Annotated in this window: 17 protein-coding genes; 9 read left to right on the top strand and 8 right to left on the bottom strand. The window is 66.6% G+C overall.

Annotated features, from left to right (window positions below; genetic code table 11):
- From truB to ACSFA0_RS11910, 3 genes are read left to right on the top strand one after another with little or no spacing between them, the layout of a single operon-like run.
- Positions 1-957, top strand: a complete 957-nt coding sequence (truB, locus tag ACSFA0_RS11920; protein WP_435450383.1) for a tRNA pseudouridine(55) synthase TruB — start codon at positions 1-3, stop codon at positions 955-957.
- On the top strand, positions 954-2777 hold the full coding sequence (typA, locus tag ACSFA0_RS11915) for a translational GTPase TypA (protein ID WP_435450382.1): 1824 nt from the start codon (positions 954-956) through the stop codon (positions 2775-2777). Before truB ends, typA begins: the two co-directional genes overlap by 4 nt.
- A gap of 26 nt (positions 2778-2803) precedes the next feature.
- Positions 2804-3682, top strand: coding sequence for a DMT family transporter (locus ACSFA0_RS11910; RefSeq protein ID WP_435450381.1), 879 nt, complete (start codon positions 2804-2806; stop codon positions 3680-3682).
- A gap of 64 nt (positions 3683-3746) precedes the next feature.
- On the opposite strand, the gene ACSFA0_RS11905 is transcribed toward ACSFA0_RS11910, so the two are convergent.
- The 5 genes from ACSFA0_RS11905 to smpB form a co-directional block, all read right to left on the bottom strand.
- Complete coding sequence (locus ACSFA0_RS11905; protein ID WP_435450380.1) at positions 3747-4136, bottom strand: COG4315 family predicted lipoprotein; 390 nt, start codon at positions 4134-4136, stop codon at positions 3747-3749.
- A gap of 64 nt (positions 4137-4200) precedes the next feature.
- Complete coding sequence (locus tag ACSFA0_RS11900; RefSeq protein WP_435450379.1) at positions 4201-4917, bottom strand: anti-sigma factor family protein; 717 nt, start codon at positions 4915-4917, stop codon at positions 4201-4203.
- 13 nt (positions 4918-4930) lie between these two features.
- Positions 4931-5437, bottom strand: coding sequence for a sigma-70 family RNA polymerase sigma factor (locus ACSFA0_RS11895; RefSeq protein WP_435450378.1), 507 nt, complete (start codon positions 5435-5437; stop codon positions 4931-4933).
- A gap of 62 nt (positions 5438-5499) precedes the next feature.
- Positions 5500-6069 carry an LbetaH domain-containing protein gene (locus tag ACSFA0_RS11890; RefSeq protein ID WP_435450377.1) on the bottom strand — a complete coding sequence of 190 codons (570 nt, stop codon included), beginning with the start codon at positions 6067-6069 and terminating at the stop codon, positions 5500-5502.
- 15 nt (positions 6070-6084) lie between these two features.
- Positions 6085-6564, bottom strand: coding sequence for an SsrA-binding protein SmpB (gene smpB / locus ACSFA0_RS11885; protein WP_435450376.1), 480 nt, complete (start codon positions 6562-6564; stop codon positions 6085-6087).
- A 63-nt stretch (positions 6565-6627) separates the two neighbouring features.
- Between smpB and ACSFA0_RS11880 the strand changes: the two genes are divergently transcribed.
- Positions 6628-7074 carry a type II toxin-antitoxin system RatA family toxin gene (locus ACSFA0_RS11880; protein WP_435450375.1) on the top strand — a complete coding sequence of 149 codons (447 nt, stop codon included), beginning with the start codon at positions 6628-6630 and terminating at the stop codon, positions 7072-7074.
- Positions 7074-7406, top strand: a complete 333-nt coding sequence (locus ACSFA0_RS11875) for an RnfH family protein (protein WP_435450374.1) — start codon at positions 7074-7076, stop codon at positions 7404-7406. Before ACSFA0_RS11880 ends, ACSFA0_RS11875 begins: the two co-directional genes overlap by 1 nt.
- A gap of 48 nt (positions 7407-7454) precedes the next feature.
- Here ACSFA0_RS11875 and ACSFA0_RS11870 read toward each other — a convergent pair whose 3' ends face one another.
- Positions 7455-7970: a DUF4124 domain-containing protein gene (locus tag ACSFA0_RS11870; protein ID WP_435450373.1), complete on the bottom strand. Its 516-nt coding sequence runs from the start codon at positions 7968-7970 to the stop codon at positions 7455-7457.
- A gap of 186 nt (positions 7971-8156) precedes the next feature.
- Here ACSFA0_RS11870 and guaB point away from each other — a divergent pair, with 186 nt between their 5' ends.
- Positions 8157-9626 (top strand): IMP dehydrogenase, encoded by a 1470-nt coding sequence (gene guaB, locus ACSFA0_RS11865; protein ID WP_435450372.1) that lies wholly within the window; start codon positions 8157-8159, stop codon positions 9624-9626.
- A 100-nt stretch (positions 9627-9726) separates the two neighbouring features.
- Positions 9727-11346: a glutamine-hydrolyzing GMP synthase gene (gene guaA / locus ACSFA0_RS11860; RefSeq protein WP_435450371.1), complete on the top strand. Its 1620-nt coding sequence runs from the start codon at positions 9727-9729 to the stop codon at positions 11344-11346.
- 28 nt (positions 11347-11374) lie between these two features.
- Here guaA and ACSFA0_RS11855 read toward each other — a convergent pair whose 3' ends face one another.
- Positions 11375-11731, bottom strand: coding sequence for a hypothetical protein (locus tag ACSFA0_RS11855; protein WP_435450370.1), 357 nt, complete (start codon positions 11729-11731; stop codon positions 11375-11377).
- A 268-nt stretch (positions 11732-11999) separates the two neighbouring features.
- On the opposite strand from ACSFA0_RS11855, the gene ACSFA0_RS11850 reads away from it, so the two are divergent.
- Positions 12000-12536, top strand: coding sequence for a GAF domain-containing protein (locus tag ACSFA0_RS11850; protein ID WP_435450369.1), 537 nt, complete (start codon positions 12000-12002; stop codon positions 12534-12536).
- A 4-nt stretch (positions 12537-12540) separates the two neighbouring features.
- On the opposite strand, the gene ACSFA0_RS11845 is transcribed toward ACSFA0_RS11850, so the two are convergent.
- Positions 12541-13599, bottom strand: a complete 1059-nt coding sequence (locus ACSFA0_RS11845; protein WP_435450961.1) for a DUF72 domain-containing protein — start codon at positions 13597-13599, stop codon at positions 12541-12543.
- A gap of 92 nt (positions 13600-13691) precedes the next feature.
- Between ACSFA0_RS11845 and ACSFA0_RS11840 the strand changes: the two genes are divergently transcribed.
- On the top strand, positions 13692-14330 hold the full coding sequence (locus tag ACSFA0_RS11840; RefSeq protein WP_435450368.1) for an FMN-binding negative transcriptional regulator: 639 nt from the start codon (positions 13692-13694) through the stop codon (positions 14328-14330).

Raw genomic sequence — 14330 nt, 5'->3', positions numbered from 1 at the left:
ATGAACGCGCCGCGCACCAGGGTGCAACGGCGCCCTGTGCATGGGGTGTTGTTGCTCGACAAGCCGCTGGGGTTCTCCAGCAACCAGGCCTTGCAGAAGGCCAAGTGGTTGCTGCGCGCCGAGAAGGCGGGCCACACCGGCACGCTCGATCCGCTCGCGACCGGCGTGCTGCCGCTGTGCTTCGGCGCGGCGACCAAATTCAGCCAGCTGCATCTCGATGCGGACAAGACATACGTGGCGACCGCCCGGCTCGGCGTGAAGACGTCGACCGGCGATGCGGAGGGCGAGGTGATTTCCGAACGACCTGTGCAGGTAACCGGCGCAGATCTGGCGCGCGTGGCTGCGCAGTTCACCGGCCCGATCCGCCAGGTGCCGCCGATGCACAGTGCCTTGAAGAAAGACGGCAAGGCGCTTTACGAATACGCCCGTGAAGGCATCGAGATCGAGCGTGCACCGCGTGACGTGATGATCCATGCGCTCGAAGTGACGGCGCTGTCGCCCGACACGGTGCGCATCGCCGCGACCGTGAGCAAGGGCACCTACATCCGCACCTTGGGCGAAGACATCGGCGAGGCGCTGGGTTGCGGTGCGCATCTCACGTCGCTGCGTCGCATCGCTACCGGCAACTTCACCGAGCCGCAATGCATCACGCTCGAGGCGCTGGAGGCGATGACCGAGGCCGAGCGCCTGGACCGGCTGCTGCCGGCAGAGTCCTTGGTCGCCGGCCATCGCCGCGTCACGCTCGGGTTGGAAGATGCAGCGCGTTTCCTGTCGGGCCTACGCCGCCGCGGCGACTGGGCCGATGCGGCCGAAGTCGCAGTCTTCGGCGAGGAGCCGGCTGCCTTTTTGGGCACGGCCCATGTCGCGGCCAATGAACTGATCCCGGGGCGCTTGCTGAACCCCATCGAAATCCAGCAAATCCTTTTGAACGCATCTTCTTGCGAGACCACACCATGAGCATCAAGCAAATCCGCAACATCGCCATCATTGCCCACGTCGACCATGGCAAGACCACGATGGTCGACCAGCTGCTGCGCCAGTCCGGCACCTTCGCCGAGCACGAGAAGGTTGTCGACACCGTGATGGACAACAACGCGATCGAAAAAGAACGCGGCATCACCATCCTGGCGAAGAATTGCGCCGTGACCTGGGAAGGCACGCACATCAACATCGTCGACACCCCCGGCCACGCGGACTTCGGTGGTGAAGTGGAACGCGCGCTGTCGATGGTCGACGGCGTGGTGCTGTTGATCGACGCGCAAGAAGGCCCGATGCCGCAGACGCGCTTCGTGACCAAAAAGGCGCTGGCCCTGGGCCTGAAGCCCATCCTGGTCGTGAACAAGGTCGACAAGCCGGGCGCCCGCCCCGACTTCGTCGTCAATGCCGCTTTCGACCTGTTCGACAAGCTCGGCGCGACCGACGAACAACTCGATTTCCCCGTGGTGTATGCCTCGGGCATCAACGGCTGGTCGTCGCTGGAAGAAGGCGCGGCCGGCGAACAGTGGGGCCCCGACATGTCGGCCCTGTTCAACACCATCCTGAAGCACGTGCCGGCCCAGACGGGCGACCCGGCCGCGCCGCTGCAGCTGCAGATCTCGGCACTCGACTTCTCGACCTTCGTCGGCCGCATCGGCGTGGGCCGCATCAGCCAGGGCACGATCAAGCCGATGATGGACGTGGTGGTCATGGAAGGCCCGGACGGCAAGGCCATCAAGGGCCGCGTCAATCAGGTGCTGACCTTCCAGGGCCTCGAGCGCGTGCAGGCGACCGAAGCCGGCCCGGGCGAGATCGTGCTGATCAACGGCATTGCCGACCTGAACATCGGCGTGACCGTGACCGACCCGGCCAAGCCGTCGCCGCTGCCGATGCTCAAGGTCGACGAGCCGACGCTGACCATGAACTTCTGCGTCAACACGAGCCCCCTGGCCGGTCGTGAAGGCAAGTTCGTCACCAGCCGTCAGATCTGGGACCGCCTGCAGAAGGAACTGCAGCACAACGTGGCGCTGCGTGTGGCCGAGACCGACGAAGAAGGCATCTTCGAAGTCATGGGTCGCGGCGAACTGCACCTGACCATCCTCTTGGAAAACATGCGGCGCGAAGGCTTCGAGATGGCCGTGAGCAAGCCGCGTGTGGTGATGAAGGACGTGAATGGCGAAAAGCACGAACCCATCGAACTGGTGACCGCCGACATCGAAGAGCAGCACCAAGGCGGCGTGATGCAGGCCCTGGGCGAGCGCAAGGGCGAGCTGGTCAACATGGAACCGGACGGCCGTGGCCGCGTTCGTCTCGAGTACCGCATCCCGGCGCGTGGCCTGATCGGCTTCACCAACGAATTCCTGAACCTGACGCGCGGCTCGGGCCTCATCAGCAACATCTTCGACAGCTACGAAGCGCACAAGGGCGACATCGGCGGCCGCAAGAACGGCGTGCTGATCTCGATGGACGACGGTGAAATCTTCACCTACGCCCTGGGCAAGCTGGACGACCGCGGCCGCATGTTCGTCAAGGCAAACGACCCGGTGTACGAAGGCATGATCGTCGGCATCCACAGCCGCGACAACGACCTAGTGGTGAACGCCACCCGCACCAAGCAGCTGACGAACTTCCGCGTGTCGGGCAAGGAAGACGCCATCAAGATCACCCCGCCGATCGAACTCACGCTGGAATACGGCGTGGAGTTCATCGAGGACGACGAGCTGGTCGAGATCACGCCCAAGAGCGTTCGCCTGCGCAAGCGCTTCCTCAAGGAAAGCGAACGCAAGCGCGCCGGCCGCTGATCGTCGGCTGACCGTTTGGGGCCGCCTTGACCCTGACCCACGGCCGCGCGGTCTGGATGATGGTCGGCGTGACCCTGATGTGGGCCACGGCCGGCGTCGTCACGCGCCATCTCGAAGGGGCACGCAGCTTCGAGGTGACCTTCTGGCGCAGCGCGTTCACTGCGCTCGCGCTGTTGGTCATCCTGCCGGCCTGGCAGGGGCGCAGCGTTTTCTCGAAGATCCGCCATGGCGGGCGGGCGCTGTGGATCTCCGGCGTCTGCTGGAGCGTGATGTTCACCGCCTTCATGGTGGCGCTCACGCTGACCAGCACTGCGAATGTGCTGGTCACGCTGGCCACGGGGCCGCTGCTGACCGCGCTCGCGGCGCGCCTTTTCATCGGCCACCGTCTGCCGCTGCGCACCTGGCTCGCCATCGCGGCGGCTGGTGTGGGCATCGGCTGGATGTACGGCGCGCAACTGGGCAACGGCGAATGGCTCGGCACGCTGGTGGCGTTGTGCGTGCCCATCGCCGGTGCGGCCAACTGGACATCGGTGCAGCATGCGAATGCGCAAGGCCAGCGCATCGACCTCGTGCCTGCCGTGCTGATCGGCGCCGTGCTGTCCTCGCTGCTCACGCTGCCGCTGGCCTGGCCGCTCGAGGCCACCGGCCGCGACCTGATGCTGCTAGGCTTCCTCGGCGTGTTCCAGCTCGCGATCCCGTGCGTGATCTCGGTGATATGCGCCCGCGTGTTGAGTGCGCCGGAGGTGTCGCTGCTGGCACTTCTGGAGGTGATTTTCGGGATCACGCTGGCGTGGATCGGCGCGGGCGAGGTGCCGGGGGCGACAGTGCTGACGGGCGGAGCGATCGTCGTGGGTGCGCTCGTTGCCAACGAACTGTTGGCGGTGCGGGCGCGACGCGCGGGCTGAATGTCCGTCGATCACCCATGAAAAAGCCGGCTCGCGCCGGCTTTTCGTTGGCGCTCAGGCGCGCTCAGGGACGAGCGATCTTCCAGACGCCGCCGACACCGTCGCCGGTGCGATCGCCAGCCTTGGCGTCCTTGGCCCAGTAGTAGAGCGGGGCGCCCTTGTAGGCCCACTGCTTCTTGCCGTCGTCCCGCATGACCACGCTGTAGTCGCCCATCGGCTTCGCGGCGTCAGGGGCGACCAGGGCCGGCCAGTTGGTGATGCAAGGGCCGTTGCAGGCCGACTTGCCGCTACCCACGGTGTCGCGGCTGAAGGTGTAGAGCGTCATGCCGTTCGGGCCGACGAGCACGCCGTCGGCGGTACGCGTCGGGGTGTCGGGCATCGATGCCGTCTTGTTCATCATGCCGCAGCCGGACAGCAGGGCGAGGGCGAGGATGGAAGTGCTGAGCAGTTTCATGAAGCGTTCTCCTTGGGTTAAAAAACTTGGAATGACTTGTCTGACGAGATGATCGGTCAGAGGTTCAGAGCTGACGGTACACCAGCGTGGCGAGTCGCAACAATGCATCGCGTGGAAGTTGCCCGGCCAGGGCATACCCGAAGCCGCGGTCGACCCAGTAGAAGCTGGGCACTGGCCCATCGCTGGAAAAGCGGAAGGCCGATTCGCCGGCCTGCGTGGATTCTGCCGGGGTCTTGAGTTCGCCCAGATAGAGCGTCACCCGCTGGCCGGCGCGATCTTCGAACATGAACTGTGCACGCGCACCCGCATCACCGGGCAGCAGCCGCCCGCCCACCAGCGTGTAGCCCTCGGCCGACAGATCGGGCGTCTTCAGCGGCTTGTCGAGCCGGCGAGACAGCCACTGCACCAGATGCTGCTCTTCTGCGGCCGCCACCTCGACCGGATGGCGCTTTTCGGGCGCGTACACCGCATGCGCGACGGACGCGGCATGCACGAATTCGCGCGCGGCCGGTGCGCGGGCCATCTGATTCACGCCGCTGCCCGACGTCCACTGCACGTTGGCCAGCCAGCCAGCGCCGAAGGCGATCAGCACCGCGGCGGCAAAGCCGCCCCAGAGCGTCCATCGCGCCTGCCGAGCGAAGCGGCGATCGGCCTGGCCCGCAGCCGCGAGCAGCGCAGGCGGGATCGGCTCGTCGAGAACCTCGCGGTGCAACTGCCGCAGGGCAGCGCGCTGCGCGTCCCAGTCGGGCAGATCGTCGTCGGGCGGGGCAGGGTGGTTCATGGCGGGGCGGCGCTCATTTCAGTCGACGCAGGGCCGGGCGCTCGTCGGTCGATGCCGCGCCTTCCATCAGCGCATGCAGGCGGGCGCGCGCACGGGAGAGCCGCGACATCACGGTGCCCACCGGGATCGTCAGGATGCGGGCGACCTCGGCATAGGACAGATCTTCGAGCGCCACCAGCAGCAGCACGGCGCGCTGATCGTCCGGCAGCAGGAGCAGGCAGCGCTGCAGGTCGAGCGTGCGGTCGAGGCCGGTGTCGCTGCCGCGCAGCGTATGCCCGATGTCGTCGATGTCGACCACGGCCCGCGGCGGCGCGCGACGGACCTGGTTGGCGAAGACGTTGTGCATCAGAGTGAAGAGCCAAGCCCGCAGGTCGGTGCCGGCCGTCCAGAGCCGCCACTTGACGCAGGCGCGCTCCAGCGTGTCCTGCACCAGATCGTCAGCGGCCCAGGCGTCGCCCGTGAGTGCCCGCGCATAGCGCCGCAGGCTGGGGATGTGGGCGACAAGCGGGCGGGTGTCCATGGCGTTTCTGCTGCACGAACACACCGGCGGGGGCGTTTATTCCCACGCGCCGAAGAATAAGATCACGCGCGTATGACCCGCGTCTTGATCCGCTGCGCCGGGTTGCCGGCATAGACGCCCCAGGGTTCGAGGGATTTGAACGCCACGCCGCGCGCGCCCAGCACGGCGCCTTCTCCGACCACGACACCAGGCCCGACGAAGGCTTCGGCCGCAATCCAGGCCTTCGCCTCGATGGTGATCGGCCGGGTGGTGAGCTGGAACACCGGCGACGTGATGTCGTGCGTGCCGGCGCAGAGGTACGCGCCCTGCGCCACGAGCGCGTCGGGACCGAGGTGGATGGGCGCCATGTTGTAGCAATGCACGCGCGGCCCCAGCACCGCGCGGTCGCTCATGTGCAGATGGGGCGGATACCAGACACGTGCGCTGCCACGCACATCGGTGCCGGCGCCGAGCTTGGCGCCGAACAGCTTCAGCAGGAAGCGCCGCCACGGTTTGAACGGCGGTGGCGTCCAGGAAGCGAAGACCAGCCAGGTCAGGTTCCAGATGCCGCGCAGCACCCGGTTGGACAGAGAAAAACTGGGGCCGCCTGCGCTCGGGTTGGAGCGACTGGCATCGAGCGGTTGAAGCGCCATCGGTGGAGGATCCTGTCAGCGGTTACGACTCTTCATGGCGCGTTCGACCTCGCGCTTTCCTTCCCTGTCCTTGATGGTATCGCGCTTGTCGTGTTCTGCCTTGCCCTTGGCGAGCGCGATCTCGCACTTCACCTTGCCGGCCTTCCAGTGCAGGTTGAGGGGCACGAGCGTGTAGCCCTTCTGCTCGATCTTGCCGGTCAGGCGGCGGATCTGTTCCTTGTGCAGCAGCAGCTTCTTGGTGCGGATGGAATCCGGCGTTGTGTGGGTCGAGGCGCTGCGCAGCGGGTTGATCTGCAAGCCCACCACGAACATCTCGCCGTCGCGGATGACCACATAGCCGTCGGTGAGCTGCACCTTGCCTTCGCGCAGCGACTTTACCTCCCAACCCTCGAGCACGAGACCGGCCTCGAACTTCTCTTCGAAGAAGTAGTTGTAGCTGGCCTTCTTGTTGTCGGCGATGCGGGCGGAGGAGTCTTGTTGTTTCTTGGTGGCCATGGCGATCTCAAATGGGGGCGCATGGCATCAATACAATCGAAACGCACACACCGTGTCGATTCTATGAAAACCGTCCACAAGTCCGTTCTCATCTGGTACAGCGCTGATGAGATGTACGCCCTTGTCACCGATGTCGCCAAATACCCCGAGTTCCTCCCGTGGTGCGATCGCGCACGCGTGATCGAACACGACGAGGCCGGCATGACCGCCGAAGTCGGGCTCGCCTTCGGCGGGCTGCGCCAGCAATTCACCACGCGCAACACCCACGTGCCGGGACGCGAGGTGCAGCTCAAGCTGGTCGAGGGGCCGTTCTCCAACCTCGACGGTCTCTGGAAGTTCAACCCCGTGGGGGAGGGCGGCGAGCGCGCTTGTCGCGTGGAACTCGACCTGAGCTATGGCTTCAGCAACTTCGCGCTGCAGGCCCTTGTCGGCCCGGTATTCGACAAGATCGCCTCCAGCCTGGTCGAGGCCTTCGTGAAGCGCGCCGAGCAGGTCTACGGCGCCAGCTGATGATCATCGTGACGCTGGTCTGCGCGCCGGCGCCGCGCACAGTCTTCGAGGAGGTACTCACGCTTTCTGCGGAGTCGACGCTGGAAGACGCCGTGCTGGCGAGTGGTCTGTCGGCCCGTTTCGCCGAACTGGATTGGCGCGCGCTGAGCGCGGGAATCTGGGGTCGGGCCGCCGGATGGGATCAGCGGCTGTCCGACGGCGATCGGGTCGAGTTGTGCCGCGCGTTGCTGGTCGACCCGAAGGTGGCGCGGCGAGAACGCTTCAAGCAGCAGGGCCGCAAAGGGACGGGCTTGTTCGCTCGGCAGCGTGAGGGCGGGAAGGCCGGGTATTGAGGCCGATGGTGAGGCGCCGCGGCCAGGTACCGGCCGCTCGGCGTACCCTCACTTGCAGTCGCTGTCGATGATCGACTGCAGGCGTTGCTGTTCGGTGGCACGCGCCTTGTCGTCCATCACCTCGCGCTCTCCCTGGGCATTGACACGCGCCACGCGCATCCCGCTGTCGAAGGTGGCCTTGCCCTGACGGGCTCGGTTGCAGTTGTCGGCTTTGGCCTTGGCGACCTTCTGAGCTTCGGCGGCCTGCCTGGCCTTTTCGGCTTCCTCGGCCTTGCGGGTTTTTTCTTCGAGTTCCTTGTCGACGCCGCTGGGCTTGGCCGCACTTGCAGGACTGCGCGCCGCCTCAGGCGCCACGGCAGCCGGGTCGGCCGGTGCGGGCGCGACGGCAGGGCGCGCATTCGGCGAGCCAGGGCGGCGCACGATGTTCTTTTCCGGTACGTCGATCGGCGGCGGCTGGTCGCTGAAGACCTTCTTGCCGTCTCGGTCGAGCCATTGCCACTGCGCGTTCGCGACCAAAGGCAGCACGCACACACCCCACACCATCAGCAAGCGCACGAATTTCATGGGGGGCAGTTTAGCGCCGCCTTACGTTTTGCAATATGTCTGGGCGCCACGTGCCGGCGAGCAGTTGGTATTCAGGCACAGTCGGCGGCGTCACATGGCGGATCGGCAACGGAAGAGGGACAACCCTGGCGCGGCAGCTCTGGCGTACGCAACCCTCGTTACAATCCGTCTTTTGGAGCCTTCCCCATGCGCCTTCTCGGCAAAGCGCTCACCTTCGACGACGTGTTGCTGGTGCCAGCGTTCTCCCAGGTCCTGCCCAAGGACACCTCTCTCTCCACTCAACTTTCCCGCAACATCTCGCTGAACCTGCCTCTGGTGTCGGCCGCGATGGACACCGTGACCGAGGCCCGCCTCGCGATCGCCATCGCGCAGGAAGGCGGCATGGGCATCGTCCACAAAAACCTCACGGCGCAGCAGCAGGCGGCCGAGGTGTCGAAGGTCAAGCGCTACGAATCCGGCGTGCTGCGCGACCCGGTGGTCATCACGCCGACGCACACGGTGCGCGAGGTGATGGCGCTGTCGGAGCAGCTCGGCATCTCCGGCTTCCCGGTGGTCGATGCCGGCAAGGTGGTCGGCATCGTGACCGGCCGCGACCTGCGCTTCGAGACCCGCTACAACGCGCCCGTCAGCGAAATCATGACGCCGCGCGACAAGCTCATCACCGTGCCCGACGGCACCACGCTGGCCGACGCCAAGGCGCTGCTGAACAAGTACAAGCTCGAACGCCTGCTGGTGATCGACAACGCCTTCGAGCTCAAGGGCCTGATCACGGTAAAGGACATCACCAAGCAGACCACCTTCCCGAACGCCGCGCGCGACCCGAACGGCCGCCTTCGTGTGGGCGCGGCGGTGGGCGTGGGCGAGGGCACGGAAGAGCGCGTCGAAGCGCTGGTGCGCGCCGGCGTCGACGCTATCGTGGTGGACACGGCGCACGGCCACAGCAAGGGCGTGATCGACCGGGTGCGCTGGGTCAAGCAGAACTACCCGCAGGTCGACGTGATCGGCGGCAACATCGCCACGGGCGACGCCGCGCGTGCGCTGGCCGATGTGGGTGCGGACGCGGTCAAGGTCGGCATCGGCCCGGGCTCCATCTGCACCACCCGCATCGTGGCCGGTGTAGGCGTGCCGCAGATCATGGCGGTCGACAGCGTCGCCACCGCCCTGCAGGGCACGGGCGTGCCGCTCATCTCCGACGGCGGCGTGCGCTACTCGGGCGACATCGCCAAGGCGATCGCCGCTGGCGCGAGCACTGTGATGATGGGCAGCATGTTCGCTGGCACCGAAGAGGCGCCGGGCGAGATCGTGCTGTACCAGGGCCGCAGCTACAAGAGCTACCGCGGCATGGGGTCCATCGGCGCGATGCAGCAGGGCAGTGCCGACCGCTACTTCCAGGAGTCGAGCACCGGCAACCCGAACACCGACAAGCTGGTGCCCGAAGGCATCGAGGGCCGTGTACCGTACAAGGGTTCGATCGTGTCGATCATCTATCAGATGGCTGGTGGCGTTCGCGCGAGCATGGGTTACTGCGGCTGCGCCACGATCGCGGACATGCAGAACAAGGCCGAGTTCGTCGAGATCACGACCGCCGGCATCCGTGAGAGCCACGTGCACGACGTGCAGATCACAAAGGAAGCGCCGAACTACCGCGCAGAGTAACAGCACGAAGCGGCACGGGCCGGTGCATGCAGATGCGCCGGCCTTGCTTTTTCCGAGGCAGCGAAGCGACTGCCCGTGGCATCCCATTCCAGGACTTTCCATGCAACACGACAAGATCCTCATCCTCGATTTCGGCTCGCAAGTCACTCAGCTGATCGCGCGCCGCGTGCGCGAAGCGCATGTGCTGAGCGAAGTGCACCCCTGCGACGTGACCGACGACTGGGTGCGCGACTACGCCGCCGACGGGCACCTGAAGGGCGTGATCCTCTCCGGCAGCCACGCCAGCGTGTACGAAGAGACCACCGACAAGTGCCCGCAGGCCGTGTTCGACCTCGGGGTGCCCGTGCTGGGCATCTGCTACGGGATGCAGACCATGGCACACCAGCTCGGTGGCAAGGTCGAAGGCGGCCAGAAGCGCGAGTTCGGCTTCGCGGCTGTGCGCGCCCATGGCCACACCGCACTGCTGGAGGACATCGCCGACTTCACCACGCCTGAAGGCCACGGCATGCTCAACGTGTGGATGAGCCACGGCGACAAGGTGACCGAGCTGCCGCCCGGTTTCAAGCTGATGGCCAGCACAGAAAGCTGCCCCATCGCCGGCATGGCCGATGAGGCGCGCCGCTACTACGCGGTGCAGTTCCACCCCGAAGTCACGCACACGGTGCAGGGCAAGGCCGTCCTCGAGCGCTTCGTGCTCGGCATCTGCGAGGCCAAGCCCGACTGGGTCATGCGCGACCACATTGCCGAGGCCGTCGCGAAGATCCGCGAACAGGTGGGCGATGAAGAAGTCATCCTCGGCCTGTCCGGCGGCGTCGACTCGTCGGTGGCGGCGGCACTCATCCATCGCGCGATCGGCGACCAGCTCACCTGCGTTTTCGTTGACCACGGCCTGCTGCGCCAGAACGAGGGCGACCTCGTCATGGAGATGTTCGAGGGCAAGCTCCACGCAAAGGTGATCCGCGTCGACGCGAGCGAACTGTTCTTGGGCAAGCTGGCCGGCGTGAGCGACCCCGAAGCCAAGCGCAAGATCATCGGCGGCGAGTTCGTCACCGTGTTCAAGCAGGAGGCCGCCAACCTCAAGGCGGGCGATGGCGGCCACAAGGGGGCGACCTTCCTGGCGCAGGGCACGATTTATCCCGACGTCATCGAATCGGGCGGCGCCAAGAGCAAGAAGGCCGTGACGATCAAAAGCCACCACAACGTCGGTGGCCTGCCGGAGCAACTGGGCCTGAAGTTGCTCGAGCCGCTGCGCGACCTGTTCAAGGACGAGGTCCGCGAACTCGGCGTCGCCCTCGGCCTGCCGCCCGAGATGGTGTACCGCCACCCGTTCCCCGGCCCTGGCCTGGGCGTGCGCATCCTGGGCGAAGTGAAGAAGGAGTACGCGGACCTGCTGCGCCGCGCCGACGCGATCTTCATCGAGGAACTGCGCAACTTCGTCGACCCGGAAACCGGCAAGACCTGGTACGAGCTCACCAGCCAGGCCTTCACCGTCTTCCTGCCGGTCAAGAGCGTGGGCGTGATGGGCGACGGCCGCACCTACGACTATGTGGTCGCGTTGCGCGCCGTACAGACGAGCGACTTCATGACCGCCGACTGGGCCGAGCTGCCCTATGCGCTGCTCAAGAAGGTGTCGGGTCGGATCATCAACGAGGTGCGCGGGATCAACCGGGTGACCTACGACGTGTCGAGCAAGCCGCCAGCGACGATCGAGTGGGAGTGATCCCGGCAGATAGCCAACTGAGCCGGTGTTAGAACGTCGGGCCCAGCTGGTGAAGGCGCCGGCTGGCCCACAGGTTGACGATGGCGTCCAGTTCGGTCCCGTAGATGCCGGTGGAACGTTCGATCGTTCCGTCCGCGTTGAGCACACCGCTGTCCAGAGAGGCGTGCCACAGCGTCTTGCGAAGTTGGCGGTATTGACCTCGGCATTCGTAGCCGAACGGGGCGGTGGCCGAGAAGGGGCAGCGGCGGATCAACAGGCCGCTGGTCTGGGTGTAGTCGAGGCCCTTGGTCGACACGAGCATGAAGACACCGTCGTCCTGCAACACGCGTTCGCGCGGGATGTCGGACGTGAGCTCGGGCATCGGGGAAGGGTGGTGCTTGGACATGACTCCTCGTATATCGGCAGCGCCACGCGAGGCTGAAGGACGCGACGCCGCGCGAAGCACCGGTTCGAGGAACCGTGAGAGCGAGGGAAGTCGCGAGACGACCGACCGACCCGCGAACTATTGCCTGACGACGGAAATCACGGGATCGCCAAGTCATGCCAGCGTGTGGCCGCGCTGAGACGGAATGCACAGTGCCGGCAGCCGAAGACCCCTAACATCGATGCATCCCCCACCATCGATGATGCAAGACCACGCCCTCTACTCCGCCATGTCCGCCCACGAAGAGGCGGACGTCTATCTGGTCACGGCGCATGCGTCGTTCGGGCCGGAAGAGGTGTCGGTCGACCGCGCGATCGGCGAATTGCTCTTCGCTGTGCGCGAACTCCTTCAACTCGACGTCGTCTTCGTTGGCGAGATCGTCGACGGGCGGCGCATCTTCAGGCAGCTCGACACGGTACTCGCTCACTGCCCGATCGATGTGGGCGGCTCGCACCCGATGCACCAGACGGTCTGCCAGCGGATCCTCGACGGCCGGTTGCCTGCGCTGATCCCCAACGTGGCGGCCATCGCTTCGGCACAGGGCCTGTCTGGCGAATTCAGCGCGCTGGGCGCCCACATCGGTGTGCCCGTGCGCCTGCCCAACGGGCGTCTCTACGGGATGCTCTGCGGCTTCAACATCGGTGGTGCGTGCGCGCTGACTGTGCGCGACGTCAGGCGGCTCGAGATCGCGGCGCCCAGCGCGGCGAACCTGATCGCACGCGCCGAAGGCGCGGGCAGCCATCAGTCGGATCCGGCCCTGGTCTAGCGCGTCAGCTCGCGCGCAGCTCCTCCGCCAGCGCCCGCACGCTCAGCGGCGCCGATCCCTCCGCCTTGTTGCTGATCGTGACGTACACGTTCTGTCCGGCATTGGCCGTTCCGGCGATCACGCGGGCCAGGGCGGCCCGGGTGCCCAGGTCGGGATGCACCATCTTGTCGAACGGCGCATAGAGCGCCTCGGCGTCTTCGTAGCCGTAGGCACCATGACGGCGGTTCACGTTCCAGCGGCAGACCAGCGGGCCGGGCCAGAGAGCGCGCAGCATCGGCAACTGCTCGTCGATGGGCGGCAGTTTGGGATGCAGGCCGAGGCAATAGGTGGCGCCCGCATCGCGCAGCAGATCGGCGAACGCCGGCGTCAGCAGTTCGGGGTCGCGCACCTCCAGCGCGATCACGCCATCGGGCGCGTCGGGGCGCAGCGAGGGCAGGGCGCGCAACATCGCCGCGATGCGATCGAACAGCGCGTCCCGGCGGGCGAGCAGAGGCAAGGGCAGAGGGCTCAGCTGGAACACCAGCGCGCCGACCTTGGCACCCAGGCCTTCGAGGGCTGGCCGCACGAACTCGTGCACGGCGAGCTCGGGGCTGAGGAAGGCCGGGTTCGGCTGCCGGCCGCGGCCTTCCTCGCCGCGCACCAGCGCATCGGTCACCAGGCTCGGCGCCTTCACCACGAACCGAAAATCGGCCGGCACCATGGCCGCCATCCGGGCGTACTGGCTGGCGCTGATCGGCCGGTAGAACGCGCGGTCCACGCAGACGGTGCGCAGCAACGGGTGACGGGCATAGGCCGTGAGCCCCTCCTTGGCGAGCCGCGATTCGGCATAGACGCCGTCCCAGACGATGCCGGCCCAGCCGGGGTACGACCAGGTCGAGGTGCCCAGCCGAACGTGAGGTGACAGGCTGTCGGCCAAGCGCTGCACGTCGGGTTCGATCGGCTGTGCGGCGATGGCGCCCGCACGCACCGCACGCGTCGCAGACGTGGCAGCCACGGCGGCCGGTGTGCGTGGTGCTGCCGGTGCCGATGGCACAGCCTGATCGGGGAAGAGCGAATCCTGCATGGTCAAGGCGATGGGATGTCGCATTCTCGCCGCGGCTCTGCGCGTGCTCACGGACAATCGGCGCACCCACCTGCTTCGACGGGACTCCCACGATGTACATGCCGCCCCAGTTCAACGCCAAGGACCGCGCCCACGCGCTGCGGCTTCTGCGCGAGCATCCCTTCGCCAGCCTGATCTCGACCGACGACGACGGCCTGCCGTTCGTGTCGCACCTGCCGGTGGTGGTCGATGACCCTGACGCCGACGAGCTCGTCCTGCTGGCGCACTGCGCCAAGCCCAATCCGCACTGGCGGTACCTGCAGGCCCGACCCCGGGCCGTGGTCACCGTGATGGGGCCGCACGCCTACCTGTCGCCGACGGTCTACCCCGATCTGGCGCGGGTGCCGACCTGGAACTACCTGGCGGTGCACTGCACCGTCGAGGCGACGCTGGTCGAGGCGCCGGACGACAAGGACGTGCTGCTCAAGCGGCTGATCGGCGAGCATGAGCCCGCCTACGCGCAGCAATGGCGCGACCTCGGCGAGGAGTTCCAGCACAAGATGCTCGCCGGCCTGGTCGGCTTCTCGCTGCGCGTCACGGCGCTGCAGTGCAAGCTGAAGCTCAACCAGCACCGGCCGGAAGCGCACGCGGCCATGCATGCCCAGTACAGCGACGGCTCACCCGACGAACAGGCGCTTGCCGTTTGGATGGAGCGCCTGGGCATGACCACGCACGCGACGGAGGGCCGCTGA

This window comes from Variovorax restrictus, assembly GCF_051216715.1.
Classification (GTDB): domain Bacteria; phylum Pseudomonadota; class Gammaproteobacteria; order Burkholderiales; family Burkholderiaceae_C; genus Variovorax.
The sequence above is the reverse complement of the archived record's forward strand: the minus strand, read 5'-3'. Positions and strand labels throughout refer to the sequence as shown.

What these genes read in the sequence shown, in the direction of transcription:
- truB (WP_435450383.1), top strand. Translation starts at nt 1, where the DNA reads ATGAACGCGCCGCGCACCAGGGTGCAACGGCGCCCTGTGCATGGGGTG.
- typA (WP_435450382.1), top strand. Translation starts at nt 954, where the DNA reads ATGAGCATCAAGCAAATCCGCAACATCGCCATCATTGCCCACGTCGAC.
- ACSFA0_RS11905 (WP_435450380.1), bottom strand. Translation starts at nt 4,136, where the DNA reads ATGAAACTGCTCAGCACTTCCATCCTCGCCCTCGCCCTGCTGTCCGGC.
- ACSFA0_RS11900 (WP_435450379.1), bottom strand. Translation starts at nt 4,917, where the DNA reads ATGAACCACCCTGCCCCGCCCGACGACGATCTGCCCGACTGGGACGCG.
- ACSFA0_RS11895 (WP_435450378.1), bottom strand. Translation starts at nt 5,437, where the DNA reads ATGGACACCCGCCCGCTTGTCGCCCACATCCCCAGCCTGCGGCGCTAT.
- ACSFA0_RS11890 (WP_435450377.1), bottom strand. Translation starts at nt 6,069, where the DNA reads ATGGCGCTTCAACCGCTCGATGCCAGTCGCTCCAACCCGAGCGCAGGC.
- smpB (WP_435450376.1), bottom strand. Translation starts at nt 6,564, where the DNA reads ATGGCCACCAAGAAACAACAAGACTCCTCCGCCCGCATCGCCGACAAC.
- ACSFA0_RS11880 (WP_435450375.1), top strand. Translation starts at nt 6,628, where the DNA reads ATGAAAACCGTCCACAAGTCCGTTCTCATCTGGTACAGCGCTGATGAG.
- ACSFA0_RS11875 (WP_435450374.1), top strand. Translation starts at nt 7,074, where the DNA reads ATGATCATCGTGACGCTGGTCTGCGCGCCGGCGCCGCGCACAGTCTTC.
- ACSFA0_RS11870 (WP_435450373.1), bottom strand. Translation starts at nt 7,970, where the DNA reads ATGAAATTCGTGCGCTTGCTGATGGTGTGGGGTGTGTGCGTGCTGCCT.
- guaB (WP_435450372.1), top strand. Translation starts at nt 8,157, where the DNA reads ATGCGCCTTCTCGGCAAAGCGCTCACCTTCGACGACGTGTTGCTGGTG.
- guaA (WP_435450371.1), top strand. Translation starts at nt 9,727, where the DNA reads ATGCAACACGACAAGATCCTCATCCTCGATTTCGGCTCGCAAGTCACT.
- ACSFA0_RS11855 (WP_435450370.1), bottom strand. Translation starts at nt 11,731, where the DNA reads ATGTCCAAGCACCACCCTTCCCCGATGCCCGAGCTCACGTCCGACATC.
- ACSFA0_RS11850 (WP_435450369.1), top strand. Translation starts at nt 12,000, where the DNA reads ATGTCCGCCCACGAAGAGGCGGACGTCTATCTGGTCACGGCGCATGCG.
- ACSFA0_RS11845 (WP_435450961.1), bottom strand. Translation starts at nt 13,599, where the DNA reads ATGCAGGATTCGCTCTTCCCCGATCAGGCTGTGCCATCGGCACCGGCA.
- ACSFA0_RS11840 (WP_435450368.1), top strand. Translation starts at nt 13,692, where the DNA reads ATGTACATGCCGCCCCAGTTCAACGCCAAGGACCGCGCCCACGCGCTG.